Source organism: Nonomuraea sp. NPDC048901 (genome assembly GCF_040649695.1).
Taxonomy (GTDB): domain Bacteria; phylum Actinomycetota; class Actinomycetes; order Streptosporangiales; family Streptosporangiaceae; genus Nonomuraea.
This window is the reverse complement of the sequence record NZ_JBEZFW010000008.1, coordinates 411,131-424,990: the sequence shown is the minus strand read 5'-3', so window position 1 is coordinate 424,990 and position 13,860 is coordinate 411,131. Positions and strand designations below refer to the sequence as shown.

Annotated in this window: 9 protein-coding genes; 3 read left to right on the top strand and 6 right to left on the bottom strand. The window is 71.2% G+C overall.

The genetic code is table 11. The features are described 5' to 3' along the window. Positions 1–123 precede the first annotated feature (123 nt). The 5 genes from AB0C30_RS29380 to AB0C30_RS29360 all read right to left on the bottom strand — a co-directional run bounded on the left by AB0C30_RS29380 (position 124) and on the right by AB0C30_RS29360 (position 7,148). Entirely contained in the window at positions 124–876 is a 753-nt protein-coding gene (locus AB0C30_RS29380) for an alpha/beta fold hydrolase (protein WP_357950511.1), read from the bottom strand. Between the two features lie 63 nt (positions 877–939). Then, positions 940–3,417 carry a LuxR C-terminal-related transcriptional regulator gene (locus AB0C30_RS29375; protein WP_357950508.1) on the bottom strand — a complete coding sequence of 826 codons (2,478 nt, stop codon included), beginning with the start codon at positions 3,415–3,417 and terminating at the stop codon, positions 940–942. 28 nt (positions 3,418–3,445) lie between these two features. After that, a complete protein-coding gene (locus tag AB0C30_RS29370; protein WP_357950506.1) occupies positions 3,446–3,877 on the bottom strand; it encodes an AMP-binding protein in 432 nt (143 codons plus the stop codon). A 56-nt stretch (positions 3,878–3,933) separates the two neighbouring features. Then, the gene (locus AB0C30_RS29365) at positions 3,934–6,351 is read right to left on the bottom strand and encodes a LuxR C-terminal-related transcriptional regulator (protein ID WP_357950503.1); all 2,418 of its coding nucleotides are present in this window, start codon (positions 6,349–6,351) and stop codon (positions 3,934–3,936) included. Positions 6,352–6,404: 53 nt separating this feature from the next. Further along, positions 6,405–7,148: an AMP-binding protein gene (locus AB0C30_RS29360; RefSeq protein ID WP_357950501.1), complete on the bottom strand. Its 744-nt coding sequence runs from the start codon at positions 7,146–7,148 to the stop codon at positions 6,405–6,407. A gap of 100 nt (positions 7,149–7,248) precedes the next feature. Between AB0C30_RS29360 and AB0C30_RS29355 the strand changes: the two genes are divergently transcribed. The 3 genes from AB0C30_RS29355 to AB0C30_RS29345 all read left to right on the top strand — a co-directional run bounded on the left by AB0C30_RS29355 (position 7,249) and on the right by AB0C30_RS29345 (position 12,393). Beyond that, positions 7,249–7,830, top strand: coding sequence for a TetR/AcrR family transcriptional regulator (locus tag AB0C30_RS29355; protein ID WP_357950499.1), 582 nt, complete (start codon positions 7,249–7,251; stop codon positions 7,828–7,830). Between the two features lie 58 nt (positions 7,831–7,888). Next, positions 7,889–9,739 (top strand): translational GTPase TypA, encoded by a 1,851-nt coding sequence (typA, locus tag AB0C30_RS29350; RefSeq protein WP_357950496.1) that lies wholly within the window; start codon positions 7,889–7,891, stop codon positions 9,737–9,739. 116 nt (positions 9,740–9,855) lie between these two features. Further along, positions 9,856–12,393: a hypothetical protein gene (locus AB0C30_RS29345; RefSeq protein WP_357950493.1), complete on the top strand. Its 2,538-nt coding sequence runs from the start codon at positions 9,856–9,858 to the stop codon at positions 12,391–12,393. Here the strand turns inward: AB0C30_RS29345 and AB0C30_RS29340 are convergent. Next, entirely contained in the window at positions 12,356–13,849 is a 1,494-nt protein-coding gene (locus tag AB0C30_RS29340; protein ID WP_357950491.1) for a DUF2079 domain-containing protein, read from the bottom strand. The two genes, AB0C30_RS29345 and AB0C30_RS29340, sit on opposite strands and share 38 nt — an antisense overlap. Positions 13,850–13,860 lie beyond the last annotated feature (11 nt).

The following is a 13,860-nucleotide window of genomic DNA, read 5'->3' as shown; positions in this document are numbered from 1 at the left end:
CGCTTGGTGTGGTCTCCGCTACTCCACGAAGTATGTCCTACGTCCACCGCCTCGACGGTTTCCTTCCCGTAGGACTTTCTCCCGGCGGATTTCTTCCTTACGCCCTAGATAGACGTCTATTACTCAGAAAAGGTTCGTACTGATCCACTTTCCGATTCGGCGGATGAGTTCCGGGGTCGCCGCGGACTCCGCGTGACCGTAGCCGCGCTCGATCCAGAGCTTCTTGGGCTCGCGGGCGCCCTCGTAGAGCTGGTGCGCGTGCTCCAGCGGGAAGAACCCGTCGGCGTCGCCGTGGACGATCAGCAGCGGCGTCGGAGAGATCAGCGCGGCGGCCTCGTGGGGCGGCACCGGGATCGGGTCCCACTCGCCGCGAGCGATCTTGGTGCGCTTGGCCACCCTGGCCGCCCACCTGCCGATCGGCCGCTCGATGGCCCAGTGCACCTGACGCATCGGCTTGGTGCCGCGGTAGTGCCAGCGGGCCGGGCCGCTCACCGACACCACCGCGTCGATGCCACCGAGCAGTCCCGCGTGGCGTACGGCCACGGCGGCGCCCATGGAGAAGCCGACCACGGCGACCTTGGAATAGCCGATCACCCGCGCGTGCCGTACGGCGGCGTCGACATCGAGGATCTCCTTGTCACCCACGGTCGACTCACCACCGGAACGGCCGTGCCCCCGGAAGTCGAACGCGACCACGCCGCCGTAGCCGCTCAGCACGTGCGCGATGCGCCGCGTGGCCGGGTCGCGCCATGAGCCGGTGAACCCGTGCGCCACCACGATGCCGAGGCCGGAGCGGGTGGACGGGGTGTGCGCGGCGTCAATGCGGACGCCGTCCTCGGTGCGGAGCATGACCGGGAAGTTGGGAGCGAGCGCCATGTTTCCGAGCTTATGGTCACCGGTTGCCGAGGCCATGTTCGGCCGCCCATACGGCGCTCATGGTCACCGGTTGTCGAGGCCGTGCTCGGCCGCCCATACCGCGATCTGGGCGCGCGAGCCGAAGCCCAGCTTCTCCATGATGTTGGCCACGTGCCTGGCCACCGTGGCCGGACTGATCACCAGTTGCGCCGCGACGGCCCGGTTGCTCAGGCCCTCGGTGAGCAGCCCGGCGATCTCCCGCTCGCGCGCCGTCAGCGTCGCGTAGCGCGGCTCGCGGGCGGCCGGGCCCGACGAGGACACGAACAGCGTGGCGGGCAGGGACGGGAGCAGGGCGGCGGGCTCGTGCACGTCTCCGGCGTCGGCCTTCTGGTCGAGGATCCGCCGGGCCACCGCGCCGGGATCCTGCGCGATGCCGCTGGCCCAGAGCAGCGCCACCCGGCCCTCGCCGAGCTTGTCGCGGGCGAGCGAGAGCAGCTCCTGGGTGCGGGCCGGGGCGTCGTGCTGGCCGATCGACTCGCGCAGCGCGCTCGCCGCCGCGGCCGCGACGACCGCCCCGTCGAGATCGCCCTCGGCCTGCGCCAGTACGGACAGGGCGACCAGCGCGCGGACGACGCCGCTGCGCCGGCCGGTCTGCGTGCTCAGCACCAGGCTGGCGGCCAGGCTGCGCCGGGCGGCGGGGAAGTCGTGCAGTCTGGCCGCCACCCTGCCGACCTTGGCCTGGCAGCGGGCCAGCTCGACCCGGTTGTCGAGCTCCTCGAGGATGGGCAGCGCGGCCGTGTGGTGCCGCATGGCGGCCGCCAGGTCGCCCCTGGCCTCGGCCACCGCGCCCAGGTGGGTCAGGGCCCTGGCCAGGGTCCAGTGGTGGCCGGTCTCCATGGCCAGGGCCAGCGCCTCCTCGCCGAACCGCTGCGCCTGACGCGGTTGTCCCTGGAAGAGCGCCAGGTTGAGCCGGGCGATGCGGGCGGTCGTCAGGTTGAACAGGTCGTCGTGCTCGGCGGCCGCCACTTCGAGCTCGCGCAGGTGGCGCAGGGCCGTGCCGGTCTGGCCGGTGCGGAAGAAGACGGTCAGGGCCACGCCGTAGGTGACGCCGAGCCAGTGCGTATAGGGGTGGCGCCGCTGCTCCTCGATGCTCTCCTCGATGAGCGCCGCGGCCCGGTCGAGTTCGTCGCGCGTTTCGAGCCCGTAGGCGAGGCCGCCCTTGGCCACGCCGATCAGCTGGTCGGGCACGCCCGACAGGTCGAGGCCGAGCAGCCGTTCGTACCAGCCGACGCTCTCCCGCAGATCGCCGCGCACCGCGAGGATGGTCAGCGCCGCGTGGGCCAGGCGCAGCCCCAGCTCGGCGCCGCCGGACTCGACGGCCCAGTCGATCGCCGCCCGGCAGTCGTCGAGCAGGCGGCGCCCCCTGGCGAAGTGGACGGCGCGGGCCGGCCACGACAACCGGCGGTGGAGCGAACCGGCCTCGTTGCAGCGCTCCATCTCGGCGCAGATCACCTTGAGGTGGCCGCCGCGCAGCCGCGCTTCCTCGCCCGCCTCGCACAATCGCTCGGCGGCGTAGTGCCTGATGGTGTCCAGCAGGTGGTAGCGGCCGCCGTCGCCATGGTGGAGCACCAGCGACTTGTCGACCAGGCCGCTGAGCACGTCGAGCACCTCGCCGCGGCGCAGCAGGTCACCGTCGGCGCACACCTGCTCGGCCAGGTCGAGATCGAACCGCCCGGCGAACACCGACAGCCGCCGCAGCAGCACCCGCTCCTTGCGGGCGAGCAGGTCGTGACTCCACTCGACCGTGGCCAGCAGCGTGCGCTGGCGGGCGTGGGCGGTGCGGTCGCCGGTGGTCAGCAGCTTGAACCGGTCGCCGATCCGGTCGGCGATGCGCCCCGGGCTGAGCAGGCTGCTGCGGGCCGCGGCCAGCTCAAGGGCGAGCGGCAGCCCGTCGAGCGCCCGGCACAGCCGGATGACGTCGGGCATGCTGTCGGTCACGGCGCGGGCCCCGGCCGCGGCCGCCCGCTCGACGAAGAACAGCACGGACTCGGCGTCGGGATGCCGCTCGTCGGGCAGGTCGAGCGGCGGCACCCGCCAGATCAGCTCGCCGGGGATGCGCAGCGGCTCGCGGCTGGTGAGCAGGAATCTCAGCTCGGGGCAGTCGGCGAGCAGGCCGGCGACCAATTCGGCGCACGGCTCGACGAGGTGCTCGCAGTTGTCGAGCAGGAGCAGCGTCCTGGTGCCGCGCAGCCGGATCCGCAGCCCGTCGAGCAGCCGCTCGGAGCCTTCCTCGCGGACGCCGAGCACGTCGGCCATCTCCTTCACGATCAGCTCGGGGTCGCTGACGCGGGCGAGCTGGACCAGCCACACGCCGTCGGCGAAGCCGGACAGGGCGCTGGCCGCCACCCGCAGCGACAGGCGGGTCTTGCCGATGCCGCCCACTCCGCTGAGCGTGACCACGCGCTCACCGCGGACCAGCGCGCACAGCTCGGCCACGTCGCGCGCCCGTCCGACGAAACGGTTGGGTTCGGCGGGGAGGTTGTGCTGGACTTGCGGAGTCATGGCGGAGGTCCAAGTGTTGGCGGGAGGATCACACTCCCTCACAGTCTCCCTTGGTTCGCCGCCCGGTGGGATCACTTTCCGTGCAGAGTTCGCGACTGACCGGATACGAATGTAGCTCCGCGACGCTCACCACCATGCGTACGCGTGACTCTCTCGCCGCGTTCATCGCCCGCGGCAGGTCGGAGATCATCAGGCGGGCCCGGCTGGCCATGATCCGATCCCGCAGTTTGCCCTCGTCGAGCTCCGGTGGGACCGGCCAGACGATCCCGCCGACGGCTATCACCGCGTCGGTGGCCACCAGCAGGTCGGGACCGACGGTCAGGCAGATGAGCACCGTGTCGCCCGCGCGCACGCCCCGGCGTCGCAGCTGGACGGTCGCGGCGGCCGACCTCTCGTCCAGCTGCCCCTCGGTGAGACACAGGCCGGTGCCAGAGTCCACCATCACGATGCGCTCCTCCATGGCGCCCACGCTATGGAGGGCATCTCATGCACACATGGGGCGGAATATGCAGATCGCTATGCAGAACCGCGCGGCTGCTCGGCCGCCCACACCGCGATCTGAGCGCGCGAGGTGTAGCCAAGCTTCTCCATGATGTTGGCGATGTGCCTGGCCACGGTCGCGGGGCTGATGACGAGCTCCTCGGCGATGGCCCGGTTGGACAGGCCCCTGGTCAGCAGGGCCGCGATCTCCTGCTCCCGGGCGGTCAGCAGCGAGTGCCTGACGGGCTCGGTCGCCACCGGACCGGCCGGGACCGGCCGCTCGCCCGCGAGGACCTGGCGGGCGGCGTCGTCGGGGCTCATCGTCCTGCCCCGCGACCAGAGCGTCGCGGTGCGGCCCTCGCCGAGCTTGGCGCGGGCGCGGGTGAGCAGCTCCTCGATGCGGATCGTGGCGGAGTGCTGGCCCATCGACTCGCGCAGCGCGGTGGCCGAGGCGGCGGCAAGTACGGAGCTCTCCAGGTCCCCTTCGGTCTCCGCCAGCACCGACAGGCTCACCAGGCAGCGGGCCACGCTCTGGCGCTGCCCGGTCAGCCTGCTCAGCTTCAGGCTCGCGGCCAGCCGCTCCCTGGCCACCTCGAACTCGTGCAGCAGCGCCGCGACCCGGCCGATCCTGGCCAGGCAGCGGGCCAGCTCGATGGTGCCATTGAGCTCCTCCAGCCACGGGACCGCCAGCTCGTACTGGGCCATCGCCTTCACCAGGTCGCCGCGCGCCTCGGCGACCGCGCCGAGCTGGGTCGCGGTCCTGGCCAGCAGCCAGCGGTGCCCGTGCTGGCGGGCCTTGGCCAGGGCCTCCTCGCCGTGACACTGGGCCTCGCGCAGCCGGCCGCGGGTGAGCGCGACCGCCGACAGCCCGGCCAGCCCGGCCGCCTGGTTCCACTGGTCGCCGGAGGCGGTGGCCAGGGCCAGGCCGGTCTCGGCGTGGTGCAGCGCCTCGTCACCTCGTCCCATGCGCAACAGCACCACGACCGTCAGGCTGTGCATGACACAGCTGGGGAAGACGTTGTCGGCGCCCAGGCCCGCCAGGCTCGCCATGGCGTACTCCAGCGAGCGGGCCAGCTCGTCGCGACCCTCCAGCCCATAGGCCAGGTACGCGTGGGCATGCGCGATCTGCTCGTCGGACACCTGGGTCAGGTCGAGGGCCAGCAGCCGCTCCACCCAGCCGACGATCTCGGCCGGATTGGCGCTGCTGACCGGGAGCAGGCTGGTGCTGTAGGCGCACAGGCGCAGGCCCAGCGGCGCGTTGCCGGACTCGATCGCCCAGTCGAGCGCGGCCCGCTGGTCGTCCACCAGGCTCCGGCTGGCCTCCAGCGCGGCCAGCCGCACCGGCCACGGCAGGTCGGGCTCGACCATCTCGGTGCCGAAGTGGCGCAGCTGGAGCTCGCACAGCACCTCCAGGTGCCGGTCGCGCAGCACCTCGCGCTCGGCCGCCTCCGCCAGCCGCTCGGCCGCGTAGTGCTTGATGGTCTCCAGCAGCCGGTAGCGCCTGCGCTCCTCGTCGCACAGCACGAGGGACTTGTCGACCAGGGCGCCGAGCAGGTCGACGATCTCCGCCTCGGAGATGGGCCGGTCGGCGCAGATCTGCTCGGCGAGTTCGAGGTCGAAGGACCCGGCGAACACCGACAGCCTGCGCAGGAGCACCTGTTCCTTGGCCGACAGCAGGTCGTAGCTCCATTCAACCGCGGCCAGCAGTGTGCGCTGCCTGGGCGGAGCGGTGCGGCCGCCGGTGGTCAGCAGCGAGAAACGGCCGTCGATCCGATCGACGATCTGGCCGGGACTGAGCAGGCTGGTGCGGGCCGCGGCCAGCTCCAGGGCGAGCGGCAGCCCGTCGAGCGCCCGGCACAGTCGTACGACATCGTCCAGGCTCGCCGGGCTCAGTCTGGTGCCCGCGGCGGTGGCGCGGTCGACGAAGAGCAGCACGGACTCGGCGTCGGGATGCCGCTCGTCGGGCAGGTCGAGCGGCGGCACCCGCCAGACCAGCTCACTGGCGATGCGCAGCGGCTCGCGGCTGGTGGCCAGGATGCCGAGGCCCCGGCACGCCGCGATGAGCTCGGCGGCCACTTCGGCGCACTGGTCGACCAGGTGCTCGCAGTTGTCCAGCAGCAGCAGGGCGGGCGTGTCGCGCAGCCGGGCCGCCACCGTGTCGAGCAGCGGGCGGGCGCCTTCCTCGTGGATGCCGACGGCCCGGCCGATCTCCTGCAGGATCAGCTCGCCCCGGGTGAGCCTGGCCAGCTCGACCAGCCACACGCCGCCCGGATAGGAGGGCACCAGACGCGCGGCGACCCGCAGCGCCAGGCGGGTCTTGCCGATGCCGCCGACCCCGCACAACGTGACCACGCGCGTCTCACCCAGCAGCCCGCACAGGTCGTCGACGTCGCGCTCGCGACCGACGAACCTGTTGGGCTCGGCCGGAAGATTGTGCCTGGGGGGCTCGGACATTGTGGTTACCCTGCGTCGCGGAAGGATCACACTCTCCCACAGTGTCGCACTTTTCACCGGCTGAGCGAGCTGACGACGGCCCTTTCGTCCACAACGCGCAACGTCGGATCGCCGAGCAGGCGTCTGACCACCTCGTTCGGCGCGATCACCAGGGTGGCCGCGTGCACGTGCGCGAGCACGCGGCAGCCGATCAGGCTCGGCTCGTGCGCGATGACCACGTGGGCGCCCGACATCAACGCCAGATCGAGCACCCGCAGCCCCTTGAGCGGATCGCTGACCGCGGCGAGCACGACGTCGTCCTCGTTGACCAGCAGCCGGGACGACAGACTGCGCAGGTCCGACGCCAGCTCGTCGTGGTCGTAGACGTATTCGCCGCCGACGCTCAGCGCGGGGCCGGCCAGCGGCCCGAACTGGACCGAACGCTCACCCAGCAGGTCGCTGAACGGGAGCTCCCCCGGCGTCGGCTCGAAGGTGAAGACCTTCTGAACATCCACCGCGAGCGGGTCGTAGCCGCGCTGGGCGATCATCATGCGGGCGGTCCCGGAGTCTCCGAGCACCGCCACTCCCCCGGACCAGGCGACGGAGTGGACGGCGATGGCGAATCCCACCCCGAGCGGCATGTCGACGATCACGCGGTCGCCGTAGCGCAGACCGTGACGGCGCAGCCCCGCCGCCGCGTGCGTGACCTTCCGCGCGAACGCGTTGTAGGACAGCACCTCGCCGGTTCTGACGTCACTGACCGCGGGCTGGTCGCCCTGTACGGGAGAGGCGCCCAGCACCAGCTCTGTCCAGGTCATGCCGCCAATGTAGGCATCCGGCACCGGCCGGGACATGCGTAGAAATGTGCAACCCGCTATGTACGTCCGGTGCCCGGCGAGCCGCCCATAGTCTTGATCCATGCAGGACGACTCCGGCGAGCCGACCACGGCTGGGCGCATCCTCGACGCGGCCTACGCGCGGATGCTGGAGCACGGCCTGCGCCGCCTGACCGTCGACGACGTCGCCCGGCAGGCGGGCCTGTCGCGGATCACCGTCTACCGGCGCTTCGCCCGCAGGAGCGACCTGATCCAGGGCGTGATGCTGCGCGAGCTCCACCGGTTCCTGCGGGCGTTCGAGCAGGAGGTCGGGCCGCTGCCGACCATGGCCGACCGGGTGACGGAGGGGTTCGCGGTCACGCTGCGCCTGGTGCGGGGGCATCCGCTGCTGAGCAGGCTGCTGGCGACCGAGCCCGACATGATCCTGCCGCACCTTACTGTGCAGGCGGGCCCCTACCTCGCGGCCGCCAGGGCGTATCTCGCCGGCCATCTCAATGCCTCAGACGCCCCGGACGCCGAGGCCGTGGCCGAGATGTTCATCCGCATCGCGCTGTCGTTCGTGCTCACTCCGGACAGTGCGATTCCGCTGGACAGCGACGACGAAGCCCGTGCCTACGCCAGGCGGCATCTCGTCCCGCTCCTGCCATCAGAGGGGATCAACTAGACTTATAAGGCCGCGACTTCGCGTGGCCGACCCCACGATCACAGAGCGAGACGTCATCATGCCTTTGAACAGCCGCGACGACCTGCGGAACATCGCGATCATCGCGCACGTCGACCATGGCAAGACCACGTTGGTCGACGCCATGCTCTGGCAGTCCGGGGCGTTCCGCGCCAACCAGGATGTCGACGACCGCGTCATGGACTCCAACGACCTCGAGCGCGAGAAGGGCATCACCATTCTCGCGAAGAACACCGCCGTGAGTCACGGCGGCATGACCCTCAACATCATCGACACCCCTGGCCACGCCGACTTCGGCGGCGAGGTCGAGCGCGGCCTGTCGATGGTCGACGGTGTCGTGCTGCTGGTCGACGCGTCGGAGGGGCCGCTGCCGCAGACCCGCTTCGTGCTGCGCAAGGCGTTCGGCGCCAAGATGCCGGTCATCCTCTGCATCAACAAGGTCGACCGGCCCGACGCGCGCATCAAGGAGGTCGTGGACGAGGTCTACGAGCTCTTCATGGACCTCGACGCGACCGAGGAGCAGATCGACTTCCCGATCGTCTACGCCTCCGCCAAGGCGGGCCGCGCCTCCCTGAACCGTCCCGAGGACGGCGGCATGCCGGACGCCGAGGACCTGGAGCCGCTCTTCGACATCATCAAGTCGACGATCCCGGCGCCCACCTACGACCCCAGCGCCCCGCTGCAGGCGCACGTCACCAACCTCGACTCCTCCTCCTACCTGGGCCGCATCGCGCTCTGCCGGGTGCACCAGGGTGTGCTGCGCAAGGGCCAGCAGGTGGCCTGGTGCCGTACCGACGGCACGATCCAGCGGGTGAAGATCACCGAGCTGCTCATGACCGAGGCCCTGGAGCGCAAGCCGGCCGAGGAGGCCGGTCCCGGCGACATCATCGCGATCGCCGGCATTCCCGAGATCATGATCGGTGAGACGCTGGCCGACCCCGAGGACCCGCGCCCGCTGCCCCTCATCACGGTCGACGAGCCCGCCATCTCGATGACCATCGGCACCAACACCTCGCCGCTGGTCGGCAAGTCCAAGGGCTCGAAGGTCACCGCCCGCATGGTCAAGGACCGGCTGGAGAAGGAGCTCGTCGGCAACGTGTCGCTGCGCGTGCTCCCCACCGACCGGCCCGACGCCTGGGAGGTGCAGGGCCGCGGCGAGCTGGCGCTGGCCATCCTGGTCGAGCAGATGCGCCGCGAGGGCTACGAGCTGACCGTTGGCAAGCCGCAGGTGGTCACCAAGATCATCGACGGCAAGGTGCACGAGCCGGTCGAGCGCCTCACGGTCGACTGCCCGGAGGAATACCTGGGCGCGATCACGCAGCTGCTCGCCGTCCGCAAGGGCCGCATGGAGCACATGACCAACCACGGCACCGGCTGGATCCGGATGGAGTTCGTGGTGCCGGCGCGTGGCCTGATCGGCTTCCGCACCGAGTTCCTCACCGAGACGCGCGGCACCGGCCTGGTGCACCATGTCTTCGACTCCTACGAGCCGTGGTTCGGCGAGCTGCGCACCCGCAACAACGGCTCCCTGGTGGCCGACCGCTCCGGTCCCGTGACCGCCTTCGCCATGCTCAACCTCCAGGAGCGCGGCACGCTGTTCGTGTCGCCGACCACCGAGGTCTACGAGGGCATGATCATCGGCGAGAACTCCCGGTCCGACGACATGGACGTCAACATCACCAAGGAGAAGAAGCTCACCAACATGCGCTCCTCCACCAGCGAGGAGACCGAGAAGGTGATCCCGCCGCGCAACCTGTCGCTGGAGCAGGCGCTGGAGTTCATCCGCGAGGACGAGTGCGTGGAGATCACCCCTGACCATGTGCGCATCCGCAAGGTGGTCCTCGACGCCTCCACGCGTGGCCGCTCCGCGGCTCGCGCCAAGCGCGCCTGATTCAGGCACTCACCGACCACACCTGACTTCTTCCTGACATTCGGTAGAAGTCAGGTGTGACCACACCGTGACCGGAGTGGCGAGAACAACTCCCTCCGTGAGTGAATCATCCACTTGTGGGGAAGCTCCGGATGTTCATCGCGTTCGGGCTCGCGATGGTCTCGGCGGGAGCGATCGTCTGGTGCACGGTGGCGGCCAGGCCCGTGCCGCTGTCCACGCGGTCCGCGGGTCCCGCCGTGCCCGAACCATGGGAGCTGGAGGACCGGGGCGACCCGCAGGTGAAGCTCGCCCGGCAGGCGACGACCGAGGTCGCGGTGACCAGGGCCGGCCCGGGTGACCTGAGCGCTGTGCCCCAGGGGCGGCTCGACGAGCGGCAGCGCCAGGTGAAGGTGACCATCACGCACCGGCTGCGCATGAACCGGGCCGACCCGCTGGTCGAGACGCTGCGGCAGGGCGGCAGCTTCCCCGGCGGCATCCAGCAATTCACCGACGACGGGTTCGGGGCCATCAAGGTGGGTGGCGACTGGCTGGCCCCGACCACACGGCCGGCACCGATCCTCACCACAACCGGCGGGCTGACCACGGCCGAGTTCCGGGTGACGTTGCTGCGGCAGTTCGAGCCCAGCGATCTGATGACGCTCGACTTCACCGCCCCCAGCGCCAAGCCGCTCATCGTGAGCCAGCGGACGATCAGCCTGCTGCCGGGCGACTGGACCGTGCTGCAGGCCCAAGGGCTCGATCCCGAGCGGGAGGAGTCGGAGCGTCTGCAATTCACCGTCGGGTCGTACCTGGTGAAGGTGACGCTGGCCCAGGACTCCTACGGGTTCCCGGACGCGGAGGAGACCGACGACTTCTCGTGGACGGCCGGGCTCGGCGTGCTCACCGCGATCGCGCTGGCCGCCTTCCTGGCCCGCTCGCTCGGCCTGGCCTGGTGGAACCGGCAGCCCAACCGCGAACTCCTCCTGGGGATCGCCCTGATCACGCCCCTGGTGCTGCTCCCGCTCCTGGCGCCGGACTGGCGGCCCGTGGCGTACGTGGCCCTGTTCCTCGCGCTGCCGGCGCTCACGGCGCGGCACGCGAGCCGGGTCCTGCCGACCAGCCCGCCGTGGACCACCCGCGACATGCTCGTGGTCACCGGGCTCGCCTGCCTCGTCGGCCTCGGCATGCTGTCCTGGTCGTGGCTGCACGAGCAGCTGCCCGCCCAGACGCTGCTGATCGGCTCCGTGGTCGCGGCCGTGACGGCCGCCGCGGCGGCGGTGGTGTTCAGCGTGGACCTGGGGGTCCGCGTGGTGATCGTACGACTGGCGGTGCTGGCGGCCGAGGCGGCGATCGGCCTGCTGGCGCTCGCCCTGTGGGGGCGGGCGCTGCTGACCGGGGTGTACCCGCCGGACAGCATCCGGCTGGTGCTGGCCCTCGGCTGGGCGGTGATCCCGGTCGCCGCCATCGCCGTGGCCACCAAGATGTGGACCCGCACCGCGGTCGTGGGCGCCGTGCTGGTGAGCCTGCTGGTGCAGGGCTGGCCGACCGAATGGCTGGACAGCGGGTCGTGGAACCTGCCCTTCGGCGGCACGGACATGTCGAACATACCGAAGATCGGCATCCTGCCGCTCGACCCGCTCGTACGCGGAGTGCTCGGGTTACTGTTGCTGGCGTTCGCGCTGCTGGTGCTCCGGCTCCGGCGGCTCGGCGGCTCGCTGGCCGCGCTCGACCACCCGGCGACGCACCCCACGGTGATCGCCTGCCTGATGGTGCTCTACCTCACCCCTCGGGGCAGCACCACGCTCACCGACGCCAACGTGGCGCTGCCACAGCTGACGATCACCTCGATCGCCGCCTGGGTGACGGCCCGCTGGCTCCTCGTACGCCCCCACCCGGCCGTCGTCGAGCCCGCCACCGCCGAGGAACACCGGCAGCTGGTCAGGGCCGCCCTGCACAAGCGGCTCCTGCTCATCTCCGAGCAGGAGCTCTATCGCATCGGCCGGGGCAAGCTGGGCGCCGGCGAGCTGACGATGACCGAGTTCGACACGCGGCGCCACGAACTGGAGGCCGCGCTGGACGAGCACGGGCGGCACCCCGAGACGGCCCTGGCGACCGCCGCCGGGTGCACGCCCTGGCACAACGGCGTGTACGCGTTCGTGATCAGCCTGCTGCTGAGCCTGCCCTTCGTGCTGGTGTTCGGCTGGCCGACGGGGGCCGACCTGAGCAGCTTCGTGTTCGACTCCCGGTACCTGCTGACGCTGCCCGCCTTCGGCTTCGTGTTCGGCTACTTCTACCCGCGCGTCCGGGGCACCCAGCCGATGACCAAGGCGCTCCACCTGATGGCGGCTGCGTTGGTCACGGAGCTGTCGGCGTACCTGCCCACGCTGTTCGAGCCGGACATCGGGATGGCGGTCAAGGTGCAGGTGGTGGCCATCGTGGTGGGCGAGGTGGCGCTGGTCTGCATCGGGCTCGGACTGTACTGGGAGTGGCGCGTCATGCATCTGGCCGGGGAGCCGTGGGCGCGGGTGCGCAACATACGCAGCGTACGCAGCCTGGCCACGCCGCTGCTGGCCGTCGTCATCGCGGCGGGCACCACGGCGGCGACGTCGGCGGCGGGCCAGACCGTGGACCGCATCCTCAAGGGGGACCAGGTGTCCTCGTCGTCCGGGCCGTAGCCGCCAGGACCACGTAGCCGTCCCGGGAGAACCGGACCTCGTAGCCGCTGCCGACCAGGAGCCGTACTCGCTCCCGCTGCTCGGCCACGTTCACGAACGGGAAGGTCTTGCGCCCCACGTCGGCCACGACCCACGGCGCCCCGCGTTGAGTGCGGTCCCACAGCAGCACCCTGCTCCGCCCCGACAGGGCCGGCGCCAGGTTGTTGGCCACCTCCACGAGCACCCCGTCGGGCACCACGGCGACGGCGGCGGCCGCGGCCCGCTCGCGGGCGTCGTGCCGGTAGGAGTCGGGGTCGGCGAGCCCGGCCAGGGAGAAGAACGGCACGGAGACCAGCGCGAACCCGACCACCCCCAAAGCCCAGACCCGCGTCACCCGGTCCCCGATGGGCGCGTGGCGGGCGCGCAAGCGCCGGACGCCGTCCACTCCGGCCGCGAAGACCACCACCACGACGAAGGCGTTGTAGTGGTAGCCGGCCACCCACCAGTTGGGGAACGAGCTGGCCAGCATCCGCTCGGCCAGCAGCGGCACCGCCATGATCAGCAGCGGCGACGGCGGCGCCGTCAGCAGCGTGATGCCGAGCAGCAGGGCCAGCGTGACGAGCTTGACCGGTGGGCTGCCGAGCTGGGCGAGCACCGCGAGCGGATCGGTCAGGACGGTGCGCGCGACGCCCCGCATGTCCGGCCCCAGCGCGCCGTACGCCCAGTAGTAGTCGGCCCGCCCCCCGAACAGCGGTATGAGCACCTGCGAGGCCAGCCACGTGTAGGCCGCCCCGCCGGCCACGAACGCGCCGCCCAGGACCCGCCAGCCGCGCTGGGTGAGCAGGACCAGCCCGAACCCGGCGACCAGCAGCCCCATGTCCTCCTTGACGCACAGCAGCGCCAGGGCGGCCGTCACCACGCCGACCCGTTTACCGGCCTGATGGCGTTCGAGCAGCACGGCGGTGAGCAGCGGCGCGAACGCCGCCTCGTGGAAGTCGAACGCCACGGTCTCCACCACGGGCCACGAGAGCGTGTAGGCCACGGCGACGAGATGCGCGGCGCCCGGCCCCAGCGCCCGCCGCGTGAACACCCACAGCGGGACCACCGCCGCGGCCATCAGCACCGCCTGGGCGACCAGCAGCGTCACCGGGCCGTCGAACAGCCAGTAGAGCGGGGCCAGGAGGGCGAGGATGGGCGACCAGTGATCGCCGAGGGTGGAGAAGTCCGGGCCGAAGCCGTTGTGGACGCCCTTGACGATGGCTATGGGCAGGCGGAACTGGGAGTAGGAGCGTACGGCCTGGTCGAAGATCACCAGGTCGTAGGCGCCGGCCTTGAAGTTCGCCAGTTTGGTGATGGAAAGGGTGGTGTAGAGAGCGGCCGCCGTGGCGGTGATCGCCGCCAGCTTGACACGGTCGCGGCGCGTCCGATCCCCCGTCTCGGCGATGACCGACGCCGCGTCGTCCCCGCGCACCGTCACGCTCGGTTGAC

What these genes read in the sequence shown, in the direction of transcription:
- AB0C30_RS29380 (WP_357950511.1), bottom strand. Translation starts at nt 876, where the DNA reads ATGGCGCTCGCTCCCAACTTCCCGGTCATGCTCCGCACCGAGGACGGC.
- AB0C30_RS29375 (WP_357950508.1), bottom strand. Translation starts at nt 3,417, where the DNA reads ATGACTCCGCAAGTCCAGCACAACCTCCCCGCCGAACCCAACCGTTTC.
- AB0C30_RS29370 (WP_357950506.1), bottom strand. Translation starts at nt 3,877, where the DNA reads ATGGAGGAGCGCATCGTGATGGTGGACTCTGGCACCGGCCTGTGTCTC.
- AB0C30_RS29365 (WP_357950503.1), bottom strand. Translation starts at nt 6,351, where the DNA reads ATGTCCGAGCCCCCCAGGCACAATCTTCCGGCCGAGCCCAACAGGTTC.
- AB0C30_RS29360 (WP_357950501.1), bottom strand. Translation starts at nt 7,148, where the DNA reads ATGACCTGGACAGAGCTGGTGCTGGGCGCCTCTCCCGTACAGGGCGAC.
- AB0C30_RS29355 (WP_357950499.1), top strand. Translation starts at nt 7,249, where the DNA reads ATGCAGGACGACTCCGGCGAGCCGACCACGGCTGGGCGCATCCTCGAC.
- typA (WP_357950496.1), top strand. Translation starts at nt 7,889, where the DNA reads ATGCCTTTGAACAGCCGCGACGACCTGCGGAACATCGCGATCATCGCG.